Below are 26,590 nucleotides of genomic sequence, written 5' to 3'. Positions count from 1 at the left end.
GCGGGGGGGGGGGCGCGGTGGGGCCCGCGGGGGTGGACGCGCCGGGCGTCGCGGGGGCCCCCCCCCGGCTCTGGGTCGCGACCACCGATGCCCGTTCCTGGGCGGCCGTCGACCACGACGGCCGCCAGAACAAGCACTTCACCGTCTGGCAGCACGGCCCACGCCGTCTCTGGGACGAGATCGAGGCCGCCCACCACTGGTGGGAGGAAAACAACCGCCCGCCCCCCGAGCGCTTCGGCCTCACTGTCACCGCGGACAGGCAGTGGGCCTGGCTGGACCGACCCGCCCAACCCGTCCGGGCACTCGACCACACCGGCCTCCGAGTCACGTGACACCAGCGTCTGTCCCGCGCCTCCGGCCACCGAAACAGCGGCCTGGCTCCTCCGCACGGAGGGGCCAGGCCGCTGCCGCATGTGGAGCTGATCCTCAGCCGCCGAGCTGGATCCCGGCCATGACCCACGCCAACGTCCGCTACACGGCGTACCAGGTGTGCGTCGACACCATCCAGGCCGACGCCGTCCGGCATCTGCTGGACCTGGAGAACTAGCGGTCCACGACCGACAGCAGCACGTCCACGAGACGGTCGGCGGCGTCCGGCCGGCCGTGCTCGGCAGCCCGCCGCGCGATGTCCGCGCGGCGGGCCGGGTCGGTCAGCAGCGGGCCGATCGCATCCTGGAGGGTGTCCGGCGCGACACGACCGAGCATGGCCACAGCCGCTCCGGCATCCGCCAGGTGGCGGGCGTTGTGCTCCTGCTCGTTCCCGGCCGACGTCGCCAGCGGGATGAACACCGCGGCCCGTCCCAACGCGGTCAGCTCAGCCAGCGTCCCCGCACCGCTGCGGGAGACGACCACGTCGGCCAGGGCGAGCACGTCCGGCAGCTCCGAGCCGACGAAACCGGTCACCAGGTATCGGGCACGTACGTGCTCCGGAAGCGCCGCTGCCCGGTCACGCAGCCTCACCTCGTGGCTGGGCCCACACTGGTGGACCACGTTGGCATGGCCGAGCAGCCACGGCAGGATCTCGCTGACCAGCTCGTTGATCTGCTGGGAACCCTGCGCGCCGCCGGTGACGTACACGGTCGGCAGGGAACGGTCGAAGCCCCACAGTCCGAGCGCCTGGATCGCCTTGTCCCCCTGGCCGGTCAGCACCTCCGGGCGTACCGGGTTGCCGGTGACCACGGCGGTGGCGCGGGCGGACTCGGGCAGGAACTGGATCGTCGACTCGGAGGAGACCGCGACACGGGTCGCCATACGGGCCAGGGCCCGGTTGCCCAGACCGAGCCGGACGGTCTGCTCGTGGACGACCAGCGGCCGGTGGCACATCCGGGCGGCCATCCCGACCGGCACCGCGACGTAGCCGCCCGTGCCGAGCACCACGTCCGGGGCGAAGTCGGCGACCGCTGAGCGGGCCTGGGCGACGCCCAGGGGGACACGGCCCATGTCCTTGACGTTGGCGGGCGACACCAGCTTGAGCGGGTTGGCGCTGCGCCGGATCTTCCCGGTGGCGACGGTCCTGAACGAGATGTCCTCGGCGGCGGTCACCTTGGCCTCAAGGCCGGTGGCGGTGCCGATCCACAGCACGTCCAGGGCGCCGCCAGCCTCTCCGAGGCGTGAGCGCAAGGTGCGGATCGCGGTGAGGGCCGGGTAGGTATGGCCGCCCGTCCCGCCGCCCGTGACGATCAGCCGCAGAGGGCGGCCAAGACGAGATACGAGAGTGCTGACGTCACGGTTCACGCCTGGAACATACCAGTCTCCAGAGATCGTTCCACTCGCCACATTTGACAGTTAGTCAGCTATGGCGAGATGGCTGCGCGACCTGGACGATCGCCCACGCCATCGCCGACCAGCTAGCGAAAGGCACCGATACATGAGCACGTCGGAACAGCTCCGCGCCGCCATGGTGGACGCGTTCACCGGGGACGACGAGATCACCGATCCGGAATGGGAGCGCGCCGCCAGAGCGGTCCCCCGGGAACTGTTCACGGGGTCGTTCTTCCTACCGGTCCCGGGAAGCAACCCGACCGCCTACCGGCCCGTGTTCCGGGGCGAGCCCGGATGGCTGGAGCACGTCTACTCGAACGAGACCCTCATCACCCAACTCGACGGGCGCACGCGCCCCGAGGACGTGACCGGCGGCACCGCGACTGGGGCCCCGTCTTCGTCGTCCACCCTGCCGTCCCTGGTCCTGCGCATGTGGCACCAGCTCGGCGCCGAGGCCGGGCACCGGGCCCTGGAGATCGGCACCGGAACCGGCTACTCGACCGCCCTCGGCGCGCACCGGCTCGGGGACGCCAACCTCACCAGCATCGAGTACGACCCCCAGGTGGGCGAGGCCGCCGCGGCCGCCATCAAGGCAGCCGGATACTCCCCCCACCTGATCATCGGAGACGGACTGCTCGGCGACCCGGACGGGGGCCCGTACGACCGGCTCATCGCCACCTGCTCGGTCCGCCACGTCCCACTCCCGTGGCTGCACCAGGTGAAGCCCGGCGGCCTCATCCTGGTCACCCTGTCCGGCTGGGGCTACGGCTTCGGTCTCGCGCTGCTGGTCGTCACCGGCCCCGGACAGGCCACCGGCCGGTTCCTGCCCGGCTACACGAGCTTCATGATCGCCCGCCCCCACGACCGGCCGCCCCGCCAAGGCCTCTCGCTACTCCCCGGAGACGAACGCCCGACCCGGATCAACCCCGAGATCATCGGCACGTGGACGGGCAGTTGGGTCGCGCAGCTCGCGGCGCCCTCGGCCGAGCGGATGGGAGTCGGCGGGCAGCAGATCCTCTCGGACGTCGCCACCGGATCGCAGGCCCGGACCATGCCCAACCCCGAAGGCGGATGGACCGTCGTGCAGCGCGGCCCACTCCGGCTCTGGGACCAGGTCGAAAACGCCGTCGAAACCTGGCAGAAACTGGGCGAGCCGCACCAGGAGGGGTTCGGTATCACCGTCTCGACCTCGGGGCAACACGTGTGGATCGGACACGAGGACGGGCCGGGCTGGGACCTGCCCATCTGACCCGCCCCGAGCCCACGACGACGGCCCGGCTCCCCCGTTCGGAGGAGCCGGGCCGTCGTGGTCGCTACGGGCCTCAGCCGCCGAGCTGGATCCCGGCCATCCGCTTCCACTCGTACGCGCCGGTCTTGACCTTGAGGCCCAGCTCGCCCTCGAAGTCGTCGTGCAGGGTCAGCCCGGCCAGCTCCGCGGCCCGCCGGCCGACGGCGTAGCTCGGGGCCACCTGGTCGCCCCAGGCGCCGTCCGCGCCGACCACCACGATCCGGGTGGCCGCGGCGCCGACGTACTCGACGACCGCGTCGGCGCTGCCGCCGTGCTGCTGGGCGAAGCTGGTCAGGTGCTTGGCGATGCGCTTGGCGCGGCGCTCGGTACGTGCGTCCGGCGCGGTGGCGGTGGCGGTCTCTGCGCTGCTCATGCCCGCATGCTACCCACCGGTAGACGCCCTGGCGACGGAAGCCGCCTGTGCACCGGGCCACATACTGGAACACGTGACGTTCCAAGGCTGGCCGGCCGAGGCGCTCGACTTCTACGAGCACCTGGAAGCCGACAATTCGAAGACCTTCTGGCAGACCCACAAGGAGCAGTACGACGACGCCGTACGGGCCCCGATGGAGCTGCTGCTCGCTGATCTGGAGCCGGAGTTCGGGCCGGGGAAGATCTTCCGCCCGAACCGCGACATCCGCTTCAGCGCCGACAAGTCCCCGTACAAGACGCACATCGGCGCGCACCTGGAGACCGGCGGCTACATCCAGCTCTCCGCCGACGGACTTTCCTGCGGCAACGGCATGTACCGGCTCGCCCCGGACCAGCTGGAGCGCTACCGCGCCGCCGTCGCCGAGGACGTCAGCGGCGCCGAGCTGGAGCGGGTGATCGCCGCGGTGGAGAAGGACGGGCCCCAGGTGGTCGGCCGGGATTCCCTCAAGTCCGCCCCGCGCGGCTGCCCCAAGGACCACCCGAGGATCGAGCTGCTGCGCCACAAGGGCCTGGTGGCCTGGCAGGAGTGGGAGCCCGCGACGTGGCTGGGCACCCGGACGGCCTACACCCGGATCACCGGCTTCCTGCGCGCCTCCCAGCAGCTCAAGGACTGGCTGGACGGCCACGTCGGCCCTTCCGAACTTCCCGCCCGCTGAGACGGTTCAAGAACTCGAAAGTGCCCCCGAACGCGAGGGAGCCCCGGTCCACCGGACCGGGGCTCCCTCGCGTCAGCCTCTACTTCACGAACGGGTCGATCGCGCACACCACGAACAGCAGCGACAGGTAGGTGATCGACCAGTGGAACAGCCGCATCTCCTTCAGCTTGGCGCCCACGACCCCGGCCTTGGCCCGCGCGTACAGCGCGTGCGCCTCGCGCAGCCAGGCCGCGCCCAGCACCACCGCGGCGACCGCGTACAGCCAGCTCATGTGCCCCAGCGGCCACACCGCCAGCGAGGTCGCCACCATCACCCAGGAGTAGGCGACGACCTGCTTGCCGACCGCGACGTTGCCCTTGATGACCGGCAGCATCGGCACGCCCGCGCGCAGGTAGTCGTCGCGCACCTTCATCGACAGCACCCAGGTGTGCGGCGGGGTCCAGAAGAACACCACCAGGAACAGCGCGACCGCCACCCAGGACACCGAGTTGGTGACCGAGGACCAGCCGACCAGCACCGGCATGCAGCCCGCGATGCCGCCCCAGACGATGTTCTGCGAGGTGCGCCGCTTGAGCCCCAGCGTGTAGACGAACACGTAGAACAGCAGCGCGCCCAGCGCCAGCCCGGACGAGAGCCAGTTGACGCCGAAGCCCAGCAGCAGGGTCGAGACGACCGCCAGCACGATGCCGAACACCAGCGCCTCGCGCGGCGACACCATCCCGGTGACGATCGGCCGCCGCTCGGTGCGGGACATCAGCGCGTCGATGTCGCGGTCGATGTACATGTTGAGGGCGTTCGCGCCGCCCGCCGAGAGGTAGCCGCCGACCACGACCTTCAGCACCAGCAGCATGTTCGGCACGCCCTGTTGCGCCAGGAACATCACCGGCACGGTGCTCATCAGCAGCAGCTCGATGATCCGAGGCTTGGTCAGTGCGACGAAGGCGCCGACCCGGGCCCCGATCGGCCGGTGATGCGCAGGCGTCGCCCCGGTGACCCCGGCGGGACGGGTTTCGACGGCGGTCACTAACACCCCAACTGAAGATGAATCTTCGCAGGCGTCCACAGGAACGAAGGGTCCCGAATCGTCCGCTCTGCGCGTACCACGCCACCATAGACGCTCCATATATCCCATCCGGCTCCGGGGTCCCCCGGCGAGGCGGATGGCGCACTCCCGAGTAAACCGACTGGGTGAAGCCACGAACCGCTTCCGGCGCGCCCCCGCGACCCGCCGTGACCGCCCGAGCGGCGAGGGGCGCCAAACCGGGGGAGGCTGGGACAAAATCAGTCAGAACGCCCTAGTGGGAATCACCATGCGGAAATCCCGGTTGTCCCGGCACGGAGGGTGAGCCCCGGGCCGGACGGTAGGCTCGCACGCAGAAGCGGGATCTACCCTCCGTGACCGGCACCACCCACAGTCGGGACCACAGCGCCGTGGCCGACCCGGTCCCATTTCACGGGGTCACTCTTCACAATGGAAGGAGCCCTGAGACAGGGTGAGCACTGCGCCGACGAACGCATTCGAGTGGACCGAACTGGACGAGCGCACGGTTGACACGGCGCGCGTCCTGGCCATGGACGCTGTCCAGAAGGTCGGCAACGGACACCCCGGGACGGCCATGTCGCTGGCCCCCGCGGCGTACCTGATCTTCCAGCGCTTCCTGCGCCACGACCCGACCGACCCGGCCTGGGTCGGCCGCGACCGCTTCGTCCTCTCCCCCGGGCACACCAGCCTGACCCTCTACACCCAGCTCTACCTCTCCGGCTACGGCCTGGAGCTGGACGACCTGAAGGCCTTCCGCGTCGCCGGCAGCCGCACCCCCGGCCACCCCGAGCACGGCCACACCGCCGGCGTAGAGACCACCACCGGCCCGCTCGGCCAGGGCATCGCCAACGCGATCGGCATGGCGATGGCCGCCCGCTACGAGCGCGGCCTGTTCGACCCCGAGGCCCCGGCCGGCGAGTCCCCCTTCGACCACACCATCTGGGCCATCGTCTCCGACGGCGACCTGGAGGAGGGCATCTCCGCCGAGGCCTCCTCGCTGGCCGGCCACCAGAAGCTGGGCAACCTGGTCGCCCTGTACGACGACAACCACATCTCGATCGAGGGCGACACCGAGACCGCCTTCTCCGAGGACGTCCTCAAGCGCTACGAGGCCTACGGCTGGCACGTGCAGCGGGTGACCCCGAAGGCCAACGGCGACATCGACGTCGAGGCCCTCGCCGGGGCGCTGGCCGCCGCCAAGGCCGAGACCTCCCGCCCGTCGATCATCGCGATGCGCACCATCATCGCCTGGCCGGCCCCGAACGCCCAGGACACCGCCAAGGCGCACGGCTCCGCGCTCGGCGCCGCCGAGATCGCCGCCACCAAGAAGGTCCTGGGCTTCGACCCGGAGAAGACCTTCGAGGTCAGCGACCAGGTCATCGAGCACGCCCGCCTGGTCATCAAGCGTGGCAAGGCCGCCCGCGACCAGTGGCAGCAGTCCTTCGAGGCCTGGCACGCCGCCAACCCGCAGCGCGGCGCCGACTTCGACCGCATCCAGGCCGGCGAGCTGCCCGAGGGCTGGAAGAAGGCCGTCCCCTCCTTCCCGGCCGGCAAGGACGTCGCCACCCGCAAGGCCTCCGGCGAGACCCTGAAGGCGCTCGGCGCGGTGATCCCGGAGCTGTGGGGCGGTTCGGCCGACCTCGCGGAGTCCAACCTCACCACCATCGACGAGGACAGCTCCTTCCTCCCCGAGGGCAACCCGCTGAAGTCCGCCAGCCCGTACGGCCGGACGATCCACTTCGGCATCCGCGAGCACGCCATGGGCTCGACCATGAACGGCATCGCGCTGCACGGCAAGACCCGTGTCTACGGCGGCACCTTCCTGGTCTTCGCCGACTACATGCGCCCGGCCGTCCGCCTGGCCGCGCTGATGAAGCTGCCGGTCACCTACGTCTGGACGCACGACTCGATCGGCCTCGGCGAGGACGGCCCGACCCACCAGCCGGTCGAGCACATGGCCTCGCTGCGCGCCATCCCGGGCCTGGCCATGGTCCGCCCGGCCGACGCCAACGAGACCGCCGTCGCCTGGCGCACCGTCATCGAGCGCCAGACCACCCACCCCGGCCCGGTCGGCCTGGCGCTCACCCGCCAGAACGTCCCGACCTTCGACCGCGAGGTCTACGCCTCCGCCGAGGGCACCGCGAAGGGCGGCTACATCCTGGCCGAGGCCTCCACCGGCGACCCGCAGGTGATCCTGCTGGGCACCGGCTCCGAGGTCCAGCTGGCCGTCCAGGCCCGCGAGGTCCTGGAGGCCGAGGGCATCGCCACCCGCGTGGTCTCGGTCCCGTCCTTCGAGTGGTTCCAGGAGCAGGACCAGGCCTACCGCGACAGCGTGCTGCCGCCGTCCGTCAAGGCCCGCGTCTCGGTCGAGGCCGGCATCGCCCAGGGCTGGCGCGAGCTGGTCGGCGACCACGGCCGGATCGTCTCGCTGGAGCACTTCGGTGCCTCCGCCGACTACAAGGTTCTGTTCGAGGAGTTCGGCCTGACCGCCGAGCGCGTGGTGGCCGAGGCCCACAACGCGCTGCGCTCCCTCGAAGCCGTCAACCGCTAGTAGTGCCCACCCGCACGAGCCACCCTGGTCGCGAGTGCGGAACAACGGCCGGGCCCGAGACCCGCACGTCGACGGCCCGGCCCCTCTGACTACCCCACGAAGCAGAAGACGAAGGACTGAAGCACCATGACTGACGCACTGAAGCGCCTCAGCGACGAAGGCGTTGCGATCTGGCTGGACGACCTCAGCCGCAGCCGGCTGAACTCCGGCAACCTGGCCGAGCTGGTGCAGAACAAGCACGTGGTGGGCGTCACCACCAACCCGACCATCTTCCAGAAGGCCATCGCCGGCAGCGGCGACAGCTCCTACGACGGCCAGCTGCGCGACCTCGCCGTCCGCAAGGTCACCACCGACGAGGCGATCCGCATGATCACCACCTCGGACGTGCGCGACGCCGCCGACGTGCTGCGCCCGGTCTACGACGCCTCCAACGGCCGCGACGGCCGGGTCTCCATCGAGGTCGACCCGCGCCTGGCACACGAGACCGCCCCGACCGTGGCCGAGGCCAAGCAGCTGTGGTGGCTGGTCGACCGCCCGAACGTCTTCATCAAGATCCCCGCCACCAAGGCCGGCCTGCCCGCCATCAGCGAGGTCATCGGTCTGGGCATCAGCGTCAACGTCACGCTGATCTTCTCCCTGGACCGCTACAAGGCCGTCATGGACGCCTTCCTGACCGGCCTGGAGACCGCCAAGGCCAAGGGCCTGGACCTCTCCCAGATCGAGTCGGTCGCCTCCTTCTTCGTGTCCCGCGTGGACACCGAGATCGACAAGCGCCTGGACAAGATCGGCGGCGACGCCAGGAACCTGCGCTCCAAGGCCGCCCTGGCCAACGCCCGCCTCGCCTACCAGGCGTACGAGGAGGTCTTCGGCTCGGTCGACGGCAAGACCGCCGGCAGCGACCGTTGGCGCTCGCTGGAGGCCGCCGGCGCCAAGCCGCAGCGTCCGCTCTGGGCCTCCACCGGTGTCAAGGACCCGGCCCTGCCGGACACCCTGTACGTCACCGAGCTGGTCGCCCCCGGCACCGTGAACACCATGCCCGAGGCCACCCTGGACGCCACCGGCGACCACGGCGTGGTCACCGGCAACACCATCGTCCCCAACTACGCCGACGCCAAGGCCGTCCTGGACGCCGTCGCGGCGGCCGGCGTGGACTACGACGACGTGGTCCAGGTCCTGGAGGACGAGGGCGTGCAGAAGTTCGAGCAGTCCTGGCAGGAGCTGCTCGACACCGTCACCGCCTCGCTGGCCTCCTTCGCCGGCGAGAAGTGACCCCCCGCTCACACAGCCAGCGCACGAAAGCGGAGCACACCAAGTGAGCACTGATTTCCCCGAGTTGACGCCGGAGTCGGACGCGGACGACCTCCCGCCCGCCCCCGTCAACCCGCTTCGTGACCCTTCCGACCGGCGGCTCCCGCGCATCGCGGGGCCGTCCGGCCTGGTCATCTTCGGGGTCACCGGCGACCTGTCCCGCAAGAAGCTGATGCCGGCCATCTACGACCTGGCCAACCGCGGTCTGCTGCCGCCGGGCTTCTCCCTGGTCGGCTTCGCCCGCCGCGAGTGGGACGACGAGGACTTCGCCAAGGAGGTCCACGACGCGGTCAAGGAGCACGCCCGGACCCCGTTCCGGGAAGAGGTCTGGCAGCAGCTCGCCAAGGGCATGCGCTTCATCCACGGCACCTTCGACGACGACGACGCCTTCGACAAGCTCCGCGAGACCATCGAGGAGCTGGACAAGGCCCAGGGCACCGGCGGCAACTTCGCCTTCTACCTGTCCGTCCCGCCGAAGTTCTTCCCCACCGTCGTCCAGCAGCTCAAGAAGCACGGCCTGGCCGACCCGCCGCAGGGTTCCTGGCGCCGCGCCGTCATCGAGAAGCCCTTCGGCCACGACCTGGAGAGCGCCCAGGAGCTCAACAAGGTCGTCCACGAGGTCTTCCCCCGGGACGAGGTCTTCCGGATCGACCACTACCTGGGCAAGGAGACCGTCCAGAACATCCTGGCGCTGCGCTTCGCCAACCAGATGTTCGAGCCGATCTGGAACCGGTCGTACGTCGACCACGTGCAGATCACCATGGCCGAGGACATCGGCATCGGCGGCCGGGCCGGCTACTACGACGGCATCGGCGCCGCCCGGGACGTCATCCAGAACCACCTGCTGCAGCTGATGGCGCTCACCGCCATCGAGGAGCCGGCGTCCTTCCACCCGAAGGCGCTGGTGGCCGAGAAGCTCAAGGTGCTCAGCGCCGTCAAGCTCCCGGCCGACCTCGGCAAGCACACCGTGCGCGCCCAGTACGCCCCCGGTTGGCAGGGCGGCGAGGAGGTCCCCGGGTACCTGGACGAGGACGGCATCAACCCCGACTCCAAGACCGACACCTACGCGGCCATCAAGCTGGAGATCAACAACCGCCGCTGGGCGGGCGTCCCGTTCTACCTGCGCACCGGCAAGCGGCTGGGCCGTCGGGTCACCGAGATCGCGGTGGTCTTCCAGCGCGCCCCGTACCTGCCGTTCGACTCCTACGCGACCGAGGAGCTGGGGCAGAACGCCCTGGTCATCCGGGTCCAGCCGGACGAGGGCGTGACGGTGCGGTTCGGCTCCAAGGTGCCGGGCACCTCCTTCGAGGTCCGGGACGTCACGATGGACTTCGCCTACGGCGAGTCCTTCACCGAGTCCAGCCCGGAGGCGTACGAGCGGCTCATCCTCGACGTGCTGCTCGGCGAGTCGAACCTGTTCCCGCGCCACCAGGAGGTCGAGCTCTCCTGGCAGATCCTCGACCCGATCGAGAAGTACTGGGACGCCCACGGCAAGCCGGCCCAGTACGCGGCGGGCACCTGGGGCCCCGCCGAGGCGGACGAGATGCTCGCACGAGACGGCAGGAGCTGGCGCCGGCCATGAAGATCGACCTGACCAACACGACGTCCAGCAAGATCAACAACGCGCTGATGGCGGCGCGCCGGGCCAGCGGCTCCACCGCCGCCGGCATGGTGCTCACCCTGGTGATCGTGACCGACGAGGGCAGCGCCTACGACGCCCTCAAGGCCGCCAACGACGCCTCCCGCGAGCACCCGATGCGCACCCTCGCGGTGATCAAGCGCGCCGGGCGTTCGCCCCGGGCCCGCGCCGAGACCCGCCTGGACGCCGAGATCCTGGTCGGCTCCGACGCCGGCTCCGGCGAGACGGCCATCCTGCGCATGCACGGCGAACTCGTCTCGCACGCCCAGTCGGTGGTCCTGCCGCTGCTGCTGCCGGACGCCCCGACCGTCGTCTGGTGGCCGGACAACGCGCCGCTGCACCCGGCGCAGGACCCGTTGGGCTCGCTCGCCCAGCGCCGGATCACCGACGCGGTCACCGCCGAGTCCCCGGTCGGCCAGCTCGCCCAGCGGGCCGAGAGCTACACCCCGGGCGACACCGACCTGGCCTGGACCCGGATCACCGGCTGGCGCTCGATGCTGGCCGCCGCGCTGGACCAGCGGCCGTCCCGGATCACCTCCGCGGCGGTCGAGGGCGAGTCCTACAACCCCAGCGTCGAGCTGCTCGGCCTGTGGCTCACCAACCGGCTGCACGTGCCGGTCGAGCGGGTCGTCACCGGCGGCCCGGGCATCACCGCGGTGCACCTGCGCACCAAGGACGGGGACATCACCCTGGACCGCCCGGACGGCCTGATGGGCACGCTCTCCATGCCCGGCTCGCCGGACCGCCAGGTGGCGCTCAAGCGGCGCGAGACCTCGGAGCTGCTCGCCGAGGAACTGCGCCGACTGGACCCGGACGACATCTACTCGACGGCCGTGCGCACGCCCGTCGAGCGGCTGCACGAGCCCTCCACCGCCGAGACGGCGGCGGCCGAGGAGATCGCCCACGCGGTCGAGGCCTCGGTGGCCAACCCGGACCGGGTGACGGCCGACGCGGAGAAGAAGCCCTCCGCCAAGAAGGCCGCCGGCAAGCGCACCACCGCCAAGGAAGGCGCATGACCAACGCCATCCCGCAGCTGGTCGTCCACCGGGACAAGGAGCTGATGGCCCAGGCGGCCGCGGCCCGGCTGATCACCCGGATCGTGGACGCCCAGGCCGCCCGCGGCACCGCCTCGGTGGTGCTCACCGGCGGCCGCAACGGCAACGCCCTGCTGGCCGCGATCGCCGCCTCCCCGGCGCGCGACGCGGTCGACTGGGGCCGGCTGGACCTCTGGTGGGGCGACGAGCGCTTCCTGCCCGCCGCCGACCCGGACCGCAACGCCGTCCAGGCCCGCGCCGAGCTGCTGGACGCCGTCCCGCTCGACCCGGCGCGGGTGCACGAGATGCCCGCCTCGGACGGGGTGGACGGCTCGGACGTGGAGGCCGCCGCCGCCCGCTACGCGGAGGAGCTGGCGAAGGCCGCCGGGCCGGGCGACCGGCTCGGCGTCCCGGCCTTCGACGTGCTGCTGCTCGGCGTCGGCCCGGACACCCACGTCGCTTCGCTCTTCCCCGAGCACCCGGGCGTGCGGGAGACCGAGCGGACCGTGATCGGCGTGCGCGGGGCCCCCAAGCCCCCGCCGACCCGGATCTCGCTCACCCTCCCGGCGATCCGGGCGGCCCGCGAGGTCTGGCTGCTGGCCGCCGGCGAGGACAAGGCGGGCGCCGTCGCGCTGGCCCTGTCCGGCCCCGGCGAGCTCCAGGCGCCCGCCTCCGGCGCGTACGGCCGCAGCCGCACCCTGTGGCTGCTGGACCGCGCCGCGGCGGAGCGGATCCCACCGCAGCTGTACCCGCCGGCCTCGGCATAACGGCCAACCGAGAGGGGCGCCACCGTCGTTGACGGTGGCGCCCCTCTTTTTTGGCGCTCGGCTCGCTCGCGGGTTGGCTCGCTCGCGGGTCCGGACTTCGCGTCAGATCTCGCCGCGCAGCTTGGCCAGCGCCTCGGCGAGGATCGCCTCGCCGTCGGCGTCGGTGCGCCGCTCACGGACGTAGGCGAGGTGGGTCTTGTACGGCTCGTTGCGCGAGGGCGCCGGCGGGTTGTGCTCGTCCTGCCCGGCCGGGAAGCCGCAGCGCGGGCAGTCCCAGGTGTCCGGGATGACGGCCTCGGCGGCGAAGCTGGGGCGGGTCTCGTGCTTGTTGGCGCACCAGAAGGAGATCCGGTTGCGCGGGGCGGACTCGCCGCGCTCGGCCTCCCCCATCGGGCCGGCCCCGACCCTGCTGCCACGGATGGCGTTGCCACTTGCCACGGTCTGACTCCCTGCGTGCTGATGCGCCGACCCGCCGCGGTGCGCGTCGGTGGCGAAAGTCGTCCTAGTGTAAGCAGGACTTAAGCTTCCGCCACCATCGCCTCCGCCCCCGACCGTCCCAGGATAGGCGTTCGGGCGACGGGGCGTCAGGGTTGTGTCAGCTCTGGTACTTGAGGACCAGGCCCAGCACGATGATGCAGGCGAACCAGCCGAGGCCGACCACGATGGTGATGCGGTCCAGGTTGCGCTCGGCCACCGCCGAACCGCCGCCGGTCGACATCGCGCCGCCGCCGAACATGTCCGACAGGCCGCCGCCCTTCCCCTTGTGCAGCAGCACCAGCAGGACCATCAACAGACTGAAGATGATCAGGGCAATCGAGAACCCGAGAACCACGACGGGACCAACTCTCTCGTATCTTCGGCGAAGGGGCCGGGCCGCGTACGGCGGTCCGGCCCCAAAGCCTACGTTGCTGCGGCGGCGTTAGCCTACTGCCTGCTCACGGTAGCGCACGATCTTGACGAACTCGTCGGCGTCCAGCGAGGCACCGCCGATCAGGCCGCCGTCGATGTCGGGCTTGGCCATCAGACCGGCCGCGCTCGACGACTTGACCGAACCGCCGTACAGCACGCGGACCTTGTCGGCCAGCTCGGCGTCGTACAGCTCGGCGATCCGCCGGCGGATGGCCGCGCAGACCTCCTGCGCGTCCTCCGGAGTGGCCACCTCGCCGGTGCCGATCGCCCAGACCGGCTCGTACGCGACCACGAGGGACTCGGCCTGCCCGGCCGGGATGCCCTCCAGCGCGCCGTCCAGCTGGGCCAGGGTGTACTCGACGTGGGTGCCCGCCTTGCGGACCTCCAGCGGCTCGCCGATGCACAGGATCGGGGTGACCCCGGCCCGGTAGGCGGCCTTCACCTTGGCGTTGACGATCTCCTCGTTCTCGCCGTGGTACTGGCGGCGCTCCGAGTGGCCGATCACCGCGTAGGTGCACTGCAGCTTGGCCAGCATCGGACCGGAGACCTCGCCGGTGTAGGCGCCGCCGTCGTGCTGCGAGATGTCCTGCGAGCCGTACTTGATCTTCAGCTTGTCGCCGAAGACCAGGGTCTGCACCGAGCGCAGGTCGGTGAACGGCACCAGGACGGCGACCTCGACGGCCTCGTAGTCCTTGTCGGCCAGCGCGAACGCCAGCTTCTGGGTGTGCTGGATGGCCTCAAGGTGGTTGAGGTTCATCTTCCAGTTGCCCGCCATCAGCGGGAGACGCTCAGTCATGGTTTTCAGTCCTCCAGAGCGGCGAGACCGGGGAGGGTCTTGCCCTCCAGGTACTCGAGGCTCGCGCCGCCGCCGGTCGAGATGTGTCCGAACGCGTTCTCGTCGAAGCCCAGGATCCGGACGGCCGCGGCGGAGTCGCCGCCACCGACCACGGTGAACGCGCTGCTGTCGATCAGGGCCTGCGCGACGGCCTTGGTGCCGTTCGCGTAGTCCGGGTGCTCGAAGACGCCCATCGGGCCGTTCCAGAACACGGTGCCGGCGTCGGCCAGCTTCGCCGCGTACAGCTCGCGGGTCTTCGGGCCGATGTCCAGGCCCTCCTTGTCGGCCGGGATCGCGTCCGAGCCGACCAGGTCCGGGTTGGCCGGGGTCTTGCCCTTGAGGTCCGGGAAGTCGGCGGAGACCAGGACGTCCACGGGCAGGACGAACTCGACGCCCCGCTTCTCGGCCTCGGCCAGGTACGCCAGGCAGACCGGGACCTGGTCCTCCTGCAGCAGCGAGATGCCGACCTCGTGGCCCTTGGCCTTGAGGAAGGTGTACGCCATGCCGCCGCCGATCAGGATCCGGTCGGCCTTCTTCAGCAGGTTGTCGATCACGCCGAGCTTGTCGGACACCTTGGCGCCGCCGAGCACGACGACGTAGGGGCGCTTGACCTCCTCGGTGAGCTTCTTCAGCACGCCGACCTCGGTGGCGATCAGGTCGCCGGCGGCGTGCGGCAGGAGCTTCGGCAGGTCGTAGACCGAGGCGTGCTTGCGGTGCACGGCGCCGAAGCCGTCGCCCACGTACAGGTCGGCCAGGGCGGCCAGCTGCTCGGCGAAGGCCTTGCGCTCGGCGTCGTCCTTGCTGGTCTCACCGGCGTTGAAGCGCAGGTTCTCCAGCAGCACGACCTCGCCGCCGGCCAGCGCGGCAACGGCGGCCCCGGCGCTCTCGCCCACGGTGTCGGCGGCGAAGGTGACGCTCGTGCCGAGGATCTCGCCGAGCCGCGTGGCAACCGGGGCGAGCGAGAACTTCGGGTCCGGCTCGCCCTTGGGGCGGCCGAGGTGGGAGGCGACGACGACCTTGGCGCCACGCTCCAGGAGCTTGGCGATGGTCGGCGCGACGGCGCGGATCCGGCCGTCGTCGGTGATGGTCTCGCCGTCCAGCGGGACGTTGAGGTCGGCGCGCACGAAGACGCGCTTGCCGGCGACGTCCAGGTCTTCGATGGTCTTCACTGGTTCTTCGGTCTCCCGGGGAGATGGTTGATGCGCAGAGGCGGCACGGCGCAGGGGCCGCCTGAGAAGTCCTTGTACGCGGAGCGAGGGCCCGGTCGGCTCAGTATCGCCGTCCGGGCCCTCGCCCCTACATCACGTCAGCTCCCACTGCGTCAGAGCTGCTCACCGACGAGGGCGACCAGGTCCACGACGCGGTTCGAGTAGCCCCACTCGTTGTCGTACCAGCCGAGCACCTTGACCTGGTTGCCCTGGACCATGGTGAGCTGGGAGTCGAAGATGCAGGAGGCCGGGTCGTTCACGATGTCCGAGGAGACGATCGGGTCCTCGGTGTAGGCCAGGATGCCCTTGAGCGGGCCCTCCTGCGCGGCCTTCTGGAAGGCGGCGTTGACCTCGTCCTTGGTGACCTCGCGCTCCAGGGTGACGACCAGGTCGGTGATGGAGCCGGTCGGGACCGGGACGCGCAGCGAGGTGCCGTCCAGCTTGCCCTTCAGCTCCGGCAGGACCAGGGCGGTCGCCTTGGCGGCACCGGTCGAGGTCGGGATGATGTTCTGCGAGGCCGCACGAGCACGGCGCAGGTCCTTGTGCGGGAAGTCCAGGGTCACCTGGTCGTTGGTGAACGCGTGGACGGTGGTCATCAGACCCTTGACGATGCCGAAGCTCTCGTTCAGCACCTTGGCCATCGGCGCCACGCAGTTGGTGGTGCAGGAGGCGTTGGAGATGATGTGGTGCGCGGCGGCGTCGTACTTGTCGTCGTTGACACCCAGGACGACGGTGATGTCCTCGCCGGTGGCGGGCGCCGAGATGATGACCTTCTTGGCGCCGGCGGTGATGTGCTTCTTCGCGGCCTCGGCCTTGGTGAAGATGCCGGTGGACTCGACGACGATGTCGGCGCCCAGGGCGGCCCACGGCAGGTTGGCCGGGTCACGCTCGGCGGTCACCTTGAAGGTGTGGCCGTCGACGGTGATGCTGTCCTCGGTGTGCGAGACCTCGCCCGGGAAGGTGCCCAGGGTGGTGTCGTACTTGAGCAGGTGAGCCAGGGTCTTCGTGTCGGTGAGGTCGTTGACACCGACGATCTCGATGTCCGCGCCCTGGGCCTTGACCGCGCGGAAGAAGTTGCGGCCGATGCGGCCGAAGCCGTTGATGCCTACCCGGATCGTCACGAACCGATCTCCTCGTTAGGTACGCCGGCGTGAAGCCGACGGGGATGAGATTTGGGAAGTCCCCGACCGCCTATGACCCTACCCCTCCCGACGCGGCGAGGGCACATCGCGCCACCTCGTGAGACTTGGCGTGGCGCACCGTAAACCCGATTTCAGGCCGTCCGGCCTTGGCCCGGCGGGCAGTTGGTCGCGGGCCAGTGGTCTCTACCAATTCGGGAGTTCCGGCCGGCCCGGAAACGACTGCGGCCGGTGTCCGTCATCCGGACACCGGCCGTGTTGCATTCACGGAGCGTGATCGTCAGTTGAGCGCCATCTCGTCGGTCAGGTTGGCCTCGGTGCTCGGCAGGCCGAGCTCGGCGGCGCGCTTGTCGGCCATCGCCAGCAGTCGGCGGATCCGGCCGGCCACCGCGTCCTTGGTCAGCGGCGGGTCGGCGAGCGCGCCCAGCTCCTCCAGCGAGGCCTGCTTGTGCTGCATCCGCAGCTGGCCGGCCGCGGCCAGGTGCTCGGGCACCTCCTCGCCGAGGATCTCCAGCGCGCGCTGCACCCGGGCGCCGGCCGCCACCGCGGCGCGGGCCGAGCGGCGCAGGTTGGCGTCGTCGAAGTTGGCCAGGCGGTTGGCGGTGGCCCGGACCTCGCGCCGCATCCGGCGCTCCTCCCAGGCGAGCACCGACTCGTGCGCGCCGAGGCGGGTCAGCAGCGCGCCGATCGCGTCGCCGTCGCGGATCACCACCCGGTCCACGCCGCGCACCTCACGGGCCTTGGCCGGGATGCCGAGCCGACGGGCCGCGCCGACCAGGGCGAGGGCGGCCTCGGAGCCGGGGCAGGTGATCTCCAGCGAGGAGGAGCGGCCCGGCTCGGTGAGCGAGCCGTGCGCAAGGAAGGCCCCGCGCCAGGCCGCCTCGGCGTCGCAGGTGGCACCGGAGACGACCGCCGGGGGCAGGCCCCGGATCGGGCGCCCGCGGCCGTCCACCAGTCCGGTCTGGCGGGCGAGCAGCTCGCCGTCCTTGACCACCCGGACCACGAAGCGGCTGCCGCGCCGCAGTCCGCCGGGGGCCATCACCACGAGGTCGGAGGAGTGCCCGAAGATCTCCAGCAGGTCCTTGCGCAGCCGCCGTGCCGCCGCCCCGGTGTCCAGCTCCGCCTCGATCACGATGCGGCCGCTCACGATGTGCAGTCCGCCCGCGAACCGCAGGATCGCCGACACCTCCGCCTTGCGACAGCAGGCCCGGGTGACCGGGAGCCGGCTGATCTCGTCCTTCACCGCTGGAGTCATCGCCATGGCCCGATCCTTCCATGTGTCCGGAAAATCCGGTCGTACGCGGCTGCCAACAGCTCCGGGTCGTGTCGCGGGGTGCCGTCGGTGCGGGCCACCGTACCGAGCACCAGAGCGGCGCCCATCCGTTCGGCGGCCTTCTCCAGACCGTCCAGGTCGGCCTGGCCGAAGGCGCCGCCCGAGACGGCGCGCTCGTCCACCAGGATCGCATCCACTTCGAGCTCCGGAGCGTGGTCGGCGATGACCTCCAGGTGACGCTGCGGGGTGAAGCCCTCGGTCTCCCCGGGCTGCGGGGCCAGGTTGAGGGTGAGCAGCCGGCGGGCGCGGGTCTCGACCAGCGCCTTGGCCAGCTCGGGCACCAGCAGGTGCGGCAGCACGCTGGTGAACCAGGAGCCGGGGCCGAGCACCACCCAGTCCGCCTCGCGGACCGCCGTGACCGCCTCCGGGACGGCCGGCGGCTCGTCCGGCAGCAGCCGGATCGACTGCACGGTGCCGGGGGTGACGGCCACGTTGGCCTGGCCGCGGACGGCCGAGACCTCGGCGGGGCGGGCCGGGTCGTGCCCGCGCACGCTCGCCTCGATGTCCAGCGGCACCGCCGACATCGGCAGCACCCGACCCTGGACGTTCAGCAGCCGGCCGACCCAGTCCAGCGCCGCCACCGGGTCGCCGAGCTTCTCCCAGAGCGCCACGATCAGCAGGTTGCCGACCGCGTGCCCGCCCAGCTCGCCGTTGCCGGTGAAGCGCTGCTGGATCACCTCGGACCAGGTGCGGCCCCAGTCGTCGTCCCCGCACAGCGCGGCCAGCGCCTTACGCAGGTCGCCGGGCGGCAGCACCCCCAGCTCCTCGCGCAGCCGGCCGCTGGAGCCGCCGTCGTCGGCGACGGTGACCACGGCGGTGAGGTCGCTGGTGAGCCGGCGCAGCGCGGACAGCGAGGCCGACAGGCCCTGGCCGCCGCCGAGCGCGGTGATCCGGGGTGCCGGATTGGCCCGGGCGGGACTACTGCGCGGACGGCCCGGCGCCGGGCTGCCCGCCCGTTCGCCGGTCCTGCTCTGCGGCTGTCGCCCGGGCACATATCCCGCCACACTCACCTCGCGTTCCTCGGCCCCGCCACCGGCTCCGCCGGGGGCCCGGCAGGGAAGGCGGCGGTTACTCCCGTCCCATGTCACGGTGGACGAGCACCGTCTCGACTCCGTCGGCGATGAGACGCTTGGTCAGACGCTCGGACATGGCGACGCTACGGTGCTTGCCACCGGTGCAGCCTACGGCAAGCGTCATGTAGCGCTTCCCCTCCCGTCGGTACCCCTCGGTCACGATGCGCAGCAGCTCGGCGTAGCCGTTCAGGAACTCGTTGGCCCCGGGCTGCTGGAACACGTAGTCGGCGACGTCCGCGTCGGTGCCGGTCCGGGCCCTCAGCTCGGGCACCCAGTGCGGGTTGGGCAGGAAGCGGCAGTCCACCACGAGGTCGGCGTCGACCGGCAGGCCGTACTTGAAGCCGAAGGACATCACGGTGGCGCGCAGCTCGGGCTCGTCGTGGTCGGCGAACTGGGCGTCCAGCTTGGCGCGCAGCTGGTGCACGTTGAGGTTGGAGGTGTCGATCACCAGGTCGGCCTCGCCGCGCAGGTCGCGCAGCAGGTCGCGCTCCTGGGCGATGCCGTCGACGATCCGGCCGTCGGCCTGCAGCGGGTGCGGGCGGCGCACGCTCTCGAAGCGGCGCACCAGCGCCTCGTCGGAGGAGTCCAGGAAGACCACCCGGAGGCGGACGCCGCGCTTCTCCAGCTCGTCCAGCGAGGTGAGCAGGTCGTCGAAGAACTGGCGGCCGCGGACGTCCACGACCACGCCGATCCGGGCGACGTTGCCCTGGGAGCGGGCGCCCAGGTCGACCATGGTGGGGATCAGGGCCGGCGGCAGGTTGTCCACCACGAACCAGCCGAGGTCCTCCAGGCACTTCGCGGCGGTGGAGCGGCCGGCTCCGGACATGCCGGAGATGATCACCAGCTCCGGCGCGTTCTCGGCCACGTCTGACACGGTCACTTCGGTTCCCCGCTCTCGGTCTTTCTGCTGGGGAGAACGCGCACGGCACGGCCGCCCTTCCCCGTCCCGGACAGGCGGGCGGAGTCGGGGCGCGCCGACAGACGGGCGGCGTCGGCCGTCATGGCGTCTCCTGGGATGGTGCGGTCTGGGGTGCTGCGGCCACCGGCTCGGCCCCGTCCTCGATGATCTCGCCGGTCGCGGTGTTGACCGCGGGTGCGGCGGGTGTACGGGACGACAACGCCGCCGCAACAGTCTCCGCGGTGCGGCGTCCGATGCCGGGTACCGCGCAGAGTTCGTCGACGGTGGCGGCCCGGAGCCTCTTCAGCGAGCCGAAGTGCTTGAGCAGCGCCTGGCGGCGAGTCTCGCCGAGGCCCGGGACGGAGTCCAGTTCCCCGGCGGTGAGTCGCTTGGAACGCTTGTTGCGCTGATAGCTGATCGCGAAGCGGTGGGCCTCGTCGCGGACCCGCTGGAGCAGGTAGAGGCCCTCGCTGGAGCGCGGCAGGACGACCGGGTCGTCCTCGCCGGGCAGCCAGACCTCCTCCAGTCGCTTGGCCAGGCCGCACAGCGCGACGTCGTCGATGCCGAGTTCGTCCAGGGCGCGCTTGGCGGCGGCGACCTGCGGCTGGCCGCCGTCGACCACCAGCAGCTGCGGCGGGTAGGCGAAGCGCTTGGGGCGCCCCTCCTCGTCCCGGGCGCCGGTTCCGGCCTCGGGCTCCTCCTCGGGGACGGCCCACTCGCCGGTCTGCTCGCGCTCCTGGAGGTAGCGGCGGAAGCGGCGGCTGATCACCTCGTGCATCGAGCGGACGTCGTCCTGGCCCTCGAAGCCCTTGATCTGGAAGCGCCGGTACTCGCTCTTGCGGGCCAGGCCGTCCTCGAAGACGACCATCGAGGCGACCACGTCCTCGCCCTGGAGGTGGGAGATGTCGTAGCACTCGATCCGCAGCGGGACGGAGTCCAGCTCCAGCGCGTCGGCGATCTCCTGCAGGGCGCGGCTGCGGGTGGTGAGGTCGGAGGCGCGCTTGGTCTTGTGCAGCGCCAGCGCCTGTTGGGCGTTGCGCTGCACGGTGGCCATCAGGTCCTTCTTGTCGCCGCGCTGCGGGATGCGCAGGTCGACCTGGCTGCCGCGCAGGCTGCTGAGCCACTCCCGTACCGGGGCGACCGGTTCGGGCAGGGCCGGGACCAGCACCTCGCGCGGGACGGTCTCGCTGCGTTCGCCGGGAGTGGCCCCGCCGTAGAGCTGTTGGAGGGCGTGCTCGACCAGGCCGGCGGTGTCGACGTCCTCGACCTTGTCGGTGACCCAGCCGCGCTGGCCGCGCACCCGGCCGCCGCGGACGTGGAAGATCTGCACGGCGGCTTCGAGTTCGTCCTCGGCCACGGCCAGCAGGTCGGCGTCGGTGGCGTCGGCGAGCACGATGGCGTTCTTCTCCATCGCGCGCTTGAGGGCGCCGATGTCGTCCCGCAGCCGGGCCGCCTTCTCGTACTCCATCTCCGCGGCGGCCTCCCGCATCTGCTCTTCCAGCCGGCGCAGGTAGTTGCCGGCGCGCCCGGCCATGAAGTCGCAGAAGTCCTCGGCCAGCGCCCGGTGTTCGTCCGCCGAGACCTTGCCGACGCAGGGCGCGGCGCACTTGCCGATGTAGCCCAGCAGGCAGGGCCGGCCGACCTGTCGGGCGCGCTTGAACACGCCGTTGGAGCAGGTGCGGACGGGGAAGACGCGCAGCAGCAGGTCGACCGTCTCGCGGATCGCCCAGGCGTGCCCGTACGGGCCGAAGTAGCGCACGCCCTTCTTGTGCGCCCCCCGCATCACCTGGACCCGCGGGTACTCCTCGTTGAGGGTGACGGCGAGTTCCGGATAGCTCTTGTCGTCGCGGTACTTGACGTTGAACCGCGGGTCGAACTCCTTGATCCAGGAGTACTCCAGCTGGAGCGCCTCGACCTCGGTGCCGACCACGGTCCACTCCACCGAGGCGGCGGTGGTGACCATGGTCGCGGTGCGCGGGTGCAGGCCGGCCAAGTCCTGGAAGTAGGACGACAGGCGCGGGCGCAGGCTCTTGGCCTTGCCGACGTAGATGACCCGGCCGTGGGCGTCACGGAACTTGTAGACGCCCGGGGAGGTCGGGATCGCGCCCGGCGCCGGGCGGTAGGTGCTCGGGTCAGCCATGAGTCCACCGTACCGAGTGCGGTCGGGGCCGCGGGGGCAAGATCAATCGAGAGGCGCTCAACTGCTTCAGCTCGGGGTGACCTTGAGGTTCCCGCCCTCGACCGTGACGGTGTAGGCGGGCAGCGGGCTGGGGGCCGGGCCGTCCTGCACCGCGCCGTCGGCGATGCCGAACCGGCTGCCGTGGCAGGGGCACTGGATCTGCTCCTTCGTGACCTGGTCCACGATGCAGCCGGCGTGGGTGCACTTGGCGCTGAAGGCCTTGTACTGGCCCGCCGTCGGCTGGGTGACCACGATCTTCTGCTCGCGGAAGACCTTGCCGCCGCCCTCCGGGATCGCCGAGGCCGGGCCGAGGTCCACCGGGCCCTTGGGGGCGCTGCTGGAGTCGGAGGAGCCGGCGGAGGAACCGCAGCCGGTGACCGCCACGGTGCCGCCGGCCGCCAGGACGGCCGCAGCCCCGCAGAGCAGGGTGCGGCGGGAGGTGGCGGGGCTGGTCTCGGGGGCCTCGGACATCGGTGCGCTCCTGGCGGTTCGACTGCGGGACGGGCCACGGCTCGGTGGGCCCGTGGAAGTCTATGCGGCACGCGCTCCGCCGCTCCCGGGGTGGGAGCGGCGGAGCGCGAGGCCTACTTCTTGGCGGCGGCCCGCTTGCGCGGCGCCTTCTTGGCGGGGACGGCGACCGGGGCGTCCGCGAAGTCGCTCGGCAGGATGTCCCGCAGGAACTTGCCGGTGTGGCTCTCCGGGACGGCCGCGATCTGCTCCGGGGTGCCCTCAGCGACCACCGAGCCGCCGCCGGAGCCGCCCTCGGGACCCATGTCGACGATCCAGTCGGCGGTCTTGATCACATCGAGGTTGTGCTCGATGACGATCACCGTGTTGCCCTTGTCCACCAGCCCGCTGAGCACCTTGATCAGCTTGCTGATGTCCTCGAAGTGCAGGCCGGTGGTGGGCTCGTCCAGCACGTAGACCGTCCGCCCGGTGGAGCGCTTCTGCAGCTCCGAGGCGAGCTTGACGCGCTGCGCCTCGCCGCCGGAGAGCGTCGGCGCGGACTGGCCGAGCCGGACGTAGCCGAGGCCGACGTCGTTGAGCGTCCTGAGGTGGCGGGCGATCGCCGGAACGGCCTCGAAGAAGCCCAGCGCCTCCTCGATCGGCATGTCCAGCACCTCGGCGATGGACTTGCCCTTGTAGTGCACCTCCAGCGTCTCCCGGTTGTACCGGGCGCCGTGGCAGACCTCGCACGGCACGTAGACGTCCGGCAGGAAGTTCATCTCGATCTTGATGGTGCCGTCGCCGGTGCAGTTCTCGCAGCGGCCGCCCTTGACGTTGAAGGAGAACCGGCCGGGCAGGTAGCCGCGGACCTTGGCCTCCTGGGTCTCCGCGAAGAGCCGGCGGACGTGGTCGAACACCCCGGTGTAGGTGGCCGGGTTGGACCGCGGGGTGCGGCCGATCGGCGACTGGTCGACGTGCACCACCTTGTCCACCAGGTCGGTGCCGGTGATCCGGGTGTGCCGGCCGGGCACGCTGCGGGCGCCGTTCAGCTCCCGGGCGAGGTGGGTGTAGAGGATGTCGTTGACCAGCGTCGACTTGCCGGAGCCGGAGACGCCGGTGATCGCCGTCAGGGTGCCGAGCGGGAAGCCGACCGTGACGTCCTTGAGGTTGTGCTCGCGGGCGCCGTGGACGGTCAGCTGGCGCTTCCGGTCCCGGTCGCGGCGGGCGGCCGGGATCGGGATGGACCGCTTGCCGGAGAGGTACTGGCCGGTCAGCGACTCCTTGTTGGAGAGCAGCTGCTTCAGCGAACCGGAGTGCACCACCTTGCCGCCGTGCTCGCCCGCGCCCGGGCCGATGTCCACCACCCAGTCCGCGGTCTTGATGGTGTCCTCGTCGTGCTCGACCACGATCAGGGTGTTGCCGATGTCGCGCAGCCGCACCAGCGTCTCGATCAGCCGATGGTTGTCCCGCTGGTGCAGGCCGATGGACGGCTCGTCCAGCACGTACAGCACGCCGACCAGGCCGGAGCCGATCTGGGTGGCCAGCCGGATGCGCTGGGCCTCGCCGCCGGACAGGGTGCCGGCCGCGCGGTCCAGGGAGAGGTAGTCCAGGCCGACGTCGACCAGGAACCGCAGCCGCTCGTTGACCTCCTTGAGGACCCGCTCGGCGATCTGCTTGTCCCGGTCGTTGAGCTTCATCGCGCCCAGGAACTCGGCGCAGTCGCTGATCGACATCGACGAGACGTCGGCGATCGACCTGTCCTCGACGGTCACCGCGAGCACCACCGGCTTGAGCCGGGTGCCCTGGCAGGTCGGGCAGGGCACCTCGCGCATGTAGCCCTCGAAGCGCTCGCGGCTGCTGTCGCTCTCCGCCTCGGTGTGCCGGCGCTGGATGAACGGGACGGCGCCCTCGAAGCCGGTGCTGTACGAGCGCTCGCGGCCGAAGCGGTTGCGGTAGCGGACCTGCACCTGGTGCTTGTGCCCGTACAGCAGCGCCTTCTTGGCGCGGGCGGGCAGCCCGGCCCAGGGGATGTCGGTGCGGAAGCCGAGCTCCTCGGCGAGGGCGTCGATCAGGCGCTGGAAGTACTCCTTGGCGTGCCCGGCCGACCACGGGTGGATCGCGCCCTCGTCCAGCGAGCGCTCCGGGTCCGGCACGACCAGCTCCGGGTCGACCTCCATCCGGTTGCCCAGGCCCGAGCAGTCCGGGCAGGCGCCGAACGGCGAGTTGAAGGAGAACGAGCGCGGCTCCAGCTCCTCGAACGACACGTCGTCGTACGGGCAGTAGAGGTGCTCGGAGTACATCCGCTCGCGCTCCGGGTCGTCCTCCGGGAGGTCGACGAAATCGAGCACGACCATGCCGCCGGACAGCCGCAGGGCCGTCTCCACCGAGTCGGTGAGGCGCCGCTTGGCGCTCTCCTTGACGGTCAGGCGGTCGACGACCACCTCGACGGTGTGCTTCTCCTGCTTCTTGAGCTTCGGCGGCTCGGCGAGCTGGATCGTCTCGCCGTCGACACGGGCGCGGGAGTAGCCCTTGGACTGGAGGTCGGCGAAGAGGTCGACGAACTCGCCCTTGCGCTCGCGCACCACCGGGCTGAGCACCTGGAACCGGGTGCCCTCGGTGAGCTCCAGCACCTTGTCCACGATCGCCTGCGGCGACTGCTTGGCGATCGGGCGGCCGCAGTGCGGACAGTGCGGCTTGCCGATCCGGGCGAACAGCAGGCGCAGGTAGTCGTAGACCTCGGTGATGGTGCCGACGGTCGAACGGGGGTTGCGGTTGGTGGACTTCTGGTCGATCGAGACGGCCGGGGAGAGGCCCTCGATGAAGTCCACGTCGGGCTTGTCCATCTGCCCGAGGAACTGCCGGGCGTACGAGGACAGCGACTCGACGTAGCGGCGCTGGCCCTCGGCGAAGATCGTGTCGAAGGCGAGCGAGGACTTGCCGGAGCCGGAGAGGCCCGTGAAGACGATGAGGGAGTCGCGGGGCAGGTCGAGCGAGACGTTCTTGAGGTTGTGCTCGCGAGCACCGCGGACGATGAGGCGGTCGGCCACTGCTTCTGGCGCCTTTCTCCGGGGCGAGATGGCTTGCGGTGAGATTCGGTCTTCTTCCAGGATGCGGCAGCCAGCCTATAGCTCAGACGTTCGAATATCGACTTTGTCCAGCGGAGTCCACCCGAACGAGTGAGACCACCCTCGGGACCGTCCGTACCCGGACCGAAAAAGGCCCTGCTCAGGGCGCGGATTCGGCGATAGCGTCGCCTGGTCAACGAGCGAAGCCCTCCTCGGGCAACGCGCCGTCTCGTACAGAAGGCAGATTCGATGTCCGACTCGCACTCCGCCGCCGCTCTAGCCACCGAGCGACTGAACCTGGTCGAGGCAAGCACCCGGCGCATGCTGGAGACCGTCGCCGGGCTGAAGCCGGAGGCCGTCACCGAACCCTCCGCGCTCCCCGGCTGGACCCGCGGCCACGTGCTGGCCCACATCGCCCGCAACGCCGACTCCCTGGTCAACCTGCTGACCGGCGCCCGCACCGGCACCGACATCCCGCAGTACGCCAGCGAGCAGGCCCGCGACCAGGGGATCGAGGACGGCGCCGGCCGCCCGCTGGACACCCAGCTCGCCGACCTGCGCGAGTCGCACGAGCGCTTCGCCGCGGCCGCCGCGCTGATGACCGACGAGAACTGGGCCGCCGACGTGCGCCACCGCTCCGGCGCCGTCTTCCCGGCCTGCGACCTGCTCTGGAAGCGCCTCGGCGAACTGGAGTACCACCTGGTCGACCTGGACGGCGGCTACTCCCCCGCCGAGTGGCCGGAGGAGTTCGCGGTCACCGAGTTCCACAAGCTCGCGATCAAGCTGCACGGCAGCGAGCTGCCCGCCGTCGAGCTGGTCGCCGAGGACACCGGGGACCGCGGCCTGATCGGCTCGGGCCCCGTCTCGCTGACCGTCGAGGGCCCGCACCGCGCCCTGCTCGCCTGGCTCTCCGGCCGCTCCGACGGCGCGGACCTGCGCCGCACGCCCGACACCGCGCTCCCCCAGCTTCCCCCCATGGGCTGACCGCGCAAGGATGATCCCAGGACCGACACAACGAGGAGCGGA

At 71.1% G+C, this 26,590-nt stretch carries 22 protein-coding genes and 1 pseudogene; 9 read left to right on the top strand and 14 right to left on the bottom strand.

From position 1 onward, the window contains the following. Positions 1-332 (top strand): annotated as a pseudogene (locus ACGF12_RS06160) (methyltransferase); the annotation flags it as partial. Between the two features lie 211 nt (positions 333-543). Here the strand turns inward: ACGF12_RS06160 and ACGF12_RS06155 are convergent. After that, entirely contained in the window at positions 544-1,734 is a 1,191-nt protein-coding gene (locus ACGF12_RS06155; RefSeq protein WP_393026179.1) for a glycosyltransferase, read from the bottom strand. Between the two features lie 133 nt (positions 1,735-1,867). Between ACGF12_RS06155 and tgmC the strand changes: the two genes are divergently transcribed. After that, the gene (tgmC, locus tag ACGF12_RS06150; RefSeq protein ID WP_393026176.1) at positions 1,868-3,010 is read left to right on the top strand and encodes an ATP-grasp peptide maturase system methyltransferase; all 1,143 of its coding nucleotides are present in this window, start codon (positions 1,868-1,870) and stop codon (positions 3,008-3,010) included. A 73-nt stretch (positions 3,011-3,083) separates the two neighbouring features. On the opposite strand, the gene ACGF12_RS06145 is transcribed toward tgmC, so the two are convergent. Then, positions 3,084-3,422, bottom strand: a complete 339-nt coding sequence (locus tag ACGF12_RS06145; RefSeq protein WP_393026173.1) for a hypothetical protein — start codon at positions 3,420-3,422, stop codon at positions 3,084-3,086. A 73-nt stretch (positions 3,423-3,495) separates the two neighbouring features. On the opposite strand from ACGF12_RS06145, the gene ACGF12_RS06140 reads away from it, so the two are divergent. After that, positions 3,496-4,137, top strand: a complete 642-nt coding sequence (locus ACGF12_RS06140) for a DUF2461 domain-containing protein (protein WP_393026170.1) — start codon at positions 3,496-3,498, stop codon at positions 4,135-4,137. A 79-nt stretch (positions 4,138-4,216) separates the two neighbouring features. Here the strand turns inward: ACGF12_RS06140 and ACGF12_RS06135 are convergent, their stop codons facing one another. Beyond that, positions 4,217-5,167, bottom strand: a complete 951-nt coding sequence (locus ACGF12_RS06135) for a heme o synthase (protein WP_393026167.1) — start codon at positions 5,165-5,167, stop codon at positions 4,217-4,219. Positions 5,168-5,630: 463 nt separating this feature from the next. On the opposite strand from ACGF12_RS06135, the gene tkt reads away from it, so the two are divergent. The 5 genes from tkt to pgl all read left to right on the top strand — a co-directional run bounded on the left by tkt (position 5,631) and on the right by pgl (position 12,478). Then, the gene (gene tkt / locus ACGF12_RS06130) at positions 5,631-7,730 is read left to right on the top strand and encodes a transketolase (RefSeq protein WP_393026164.1); all 2,100 of its coding nucleotides are present in this window, start codon (positions 5,631-5,633) and stop codon (positions 7,728-7,730) included. Positions 7,731-7,856: 126 nt separating this feature from the next. Further along, on the top strand, positions 7,857-8,999 hold the full coding sequence (gene tal / locus ACGF12_RS06125; RefSeq protein WP_393026161.1) for a transaldolase: 1,143 nt from the start codon (positions 7,857-7,859) through the stop codon (positions 8,997-8,999). 64 nt (positions 9,000-9,063) lie between these two features. Then, positions 9,064-10,620, top strand: coding sequence for a glucose-6-phosphate dehydrogenase (gene zwf / locus ACGF12_RS06120; protein WP_393026340.1), 1,557 nt, complete (start codon positions 9,064-9,066; stop codon positions 10,618-10,620). Continuing rightward, on the top strand, positions 10,617-11,693 hold the full coding sequence (gene opcA, locus ACGF12_RS06115) for a glucose-6-phosphate dehydrogenase assembly protein OpcA (protein WP_393026158.1): 1,077 nt from the start codon (positions 10,617-10,619) through the stop codon (positions 11,691-11,693). The genes zwf and opcA overlap by 4 nt, the downstream gene beginning before the upstream one ends. Beyond that, entirely contained in the window at positions 11,690-12,478 is a 789-nt protein-coding gene (gene pgl, locus ACGF12_RS06110) for a 6-phosphogluconolactonase (protein WP_393026155.1), read from the top strand. Before opcA ends, pgl begins: the two co-directional genes overlap by 4 nt. Before the next feature lie 102 nt (positions 12,479-12,580). Here pgl and ACGF12_RS06105 read toward each other — a convergent pair whose 3' ends face one another. The 11 genes from ACGF12_RS06105 to uvrA all read right to left on the bottom strand — a co-directional run bounded on the left by ACGF12_RS06105 (position 12,581) and on the right by uvrA (position 25,546). Next, complete coding sequence (locus tag ACGF12_RS06105) at positions 12,581-12,916, bottom strand: RNA polymerase-binding protein RbpA (RefSeq protein WP_035841977.1); 336 nt, start codon at positions 12,914-12,916, stop codon at positions 12,581-12,583. A 157-nt stretch (positions 12,917-13,073) separates the two neighbouring features. Continuing rightward, complete coding sequence (gene secG, locus ACGF12_RS06100) at positions 13,074-13,310, bottom strand: preprotein translocase subunit SecG (protein WP_393026151.1); 237 nt, start codon at positions 13,308-13,310, stop codon at positions 13,074-13,076. Between the two features lie 87 nt (positions 13,311-13,397). Further along, positions 13,398-14,183: a triose-phosphate isomerase gene (gene tpiA / locus ACGF12_RS06095; protein ID WP_393026148.1), complete on the bottom strand. Its 786-nt coding sequence runs from the start codon at positions 14,181-14,183 to the stop codon at positions 13,398-13,400. Between the two features lie 5 nt (positions 14,184-14,188). After that, entirely contained in the window at positions 14,189-15,391 is a 1,203-nt protein-coding gene (locus tag ACGF12_RS06090) for a phosphoglycerate kinase (RefSeq protein WP_393026145.1), read from the bottom strand. Positions 15,392-15,543: 152 nt separating this feature from the next. Then, the gene (gene gap, locus ACGF12_RS06085) at positions 15,544-16,551 is read right to left on the bottom strand and encodes a type I glyceraldehyde-3-phosphate dehydrogenase (RefSeq protein ID WP_393026142.1); all 1,008 of its coding nucleotides are present in this window, start codon (positions 16,549-16,551) and stop codon (positions 15,544-15,546) included. Positions 16,552-16,849: 298 nt separating this feature from the next. Continuing rightward, positions 16,850-17,830: a DNA-binding protein WhiA gene (gene whiA / locus ACGF12_RS06080; protein ID WP_188308910.1), complete on the bottom strand. Its 981-nt coding sequence runs from the start codon at positions 17,828-17,830 to the stop codon at positions 16,850-16,852. Continuing rightward, positions 17,821-18,906, bottom strand: a complete 1,086-nt coding sequence (gene yvcK, locus ACGF12_RS06075) for a uridine diphosphate-N-acetylglucosamine-binding protein YvcK (protein ID WP_393026337.1) — start codon at positions 18,904-18,906, stop codon at positions 17,821-17,823. The genes whiA and yvcK overlap by 10 nt, the downstream gene beginning before the upstream one ends. A gap of 64 nt (positions 18,907-18,970) precedes the next feature. After that, the gene (gene rapZ, locus ACGF12_RS06070; protein WP_270143324.1) at positions 18,971-19,855 is read right to left on the bottom strand and encodes an RNase adapter RapZ; all 885 of its coding nucleotides are present in this window, start codon (positions 19,853-19,855) and stop codon (positions 18,971-18,973) included. A gap of 118 nt (positions 19,856-19,973) precedes the next feature. Next, the gene (uvrC, locus tag ACGF12_RS06065; protein ID WP_393026139.1) at positions 19,974-22,013 is read right to left on the bottom strand and encodes an excinuclease ABC subunit UvrC; all 2,040 of its coding nucleotides are present in this window, start codon (positions 22,011-22,013) and stop codon (positions 19,974-19,976) included. 66 nt (positions 22,014-22,079) lie between these two features. Continuing rightward, entirely contained in the window at positions 22,080-22,523 is a 444-nt protein-coding gene (locus ACGF12_RS06060) for a Rieske (2Fe-2S) protein (RefSeq protein WP_393026137.1), read from the bottom strand. Between the two features lie 113 nt (positions 22,524-22,636). After that, positions 22,637-25,546 carry an excinuclease ABC subunit UvrA gene (uvrA, locus tag ACGF12_RS06055; protein ID WP_393026135.1) on the bottom strand — a complete coding sequence of 970 codons (2,910 nt, stop codon included), beginning with the start codon at positions 25,544-25,546 and terminating at the stop codon, positions 22,637-22,639. Positions 25,547-25,813: 267 nt separating this feature from the next. On the opposite strand from uvrA, the gene ACGF12_RS06050 reads away from it, so the two are divergent. Beyond that, a complete protein-coding gene (locus tag ACGF12_RS06050) occupies positions 25,814-26,548 on the top strand; it encodes a maleylpyruvate isomerase family mycothiol-dependent enzyme (protein WP_393026133.1) in 735 nt (244 codons plus the stop codon). The last annotated feature ends 42 nt before the right edge of the window (positions 26,549-26,590 follow it).

Origin of the sequence: Kitasatospora sp. NPDC048296, from assembly GCF_043201815.1 — a bacterium.
Lineage (GTDB): Bacteria > Actinomycetota > Actinomycetes > Streptomycetales > Streptomycetaceae > Kitasatospora.
The sequence above is the reverse complement of the archived record's forward strand: the minus strand, read 5'-3'. Positions and strand labels throughout refer to the sequence as shown.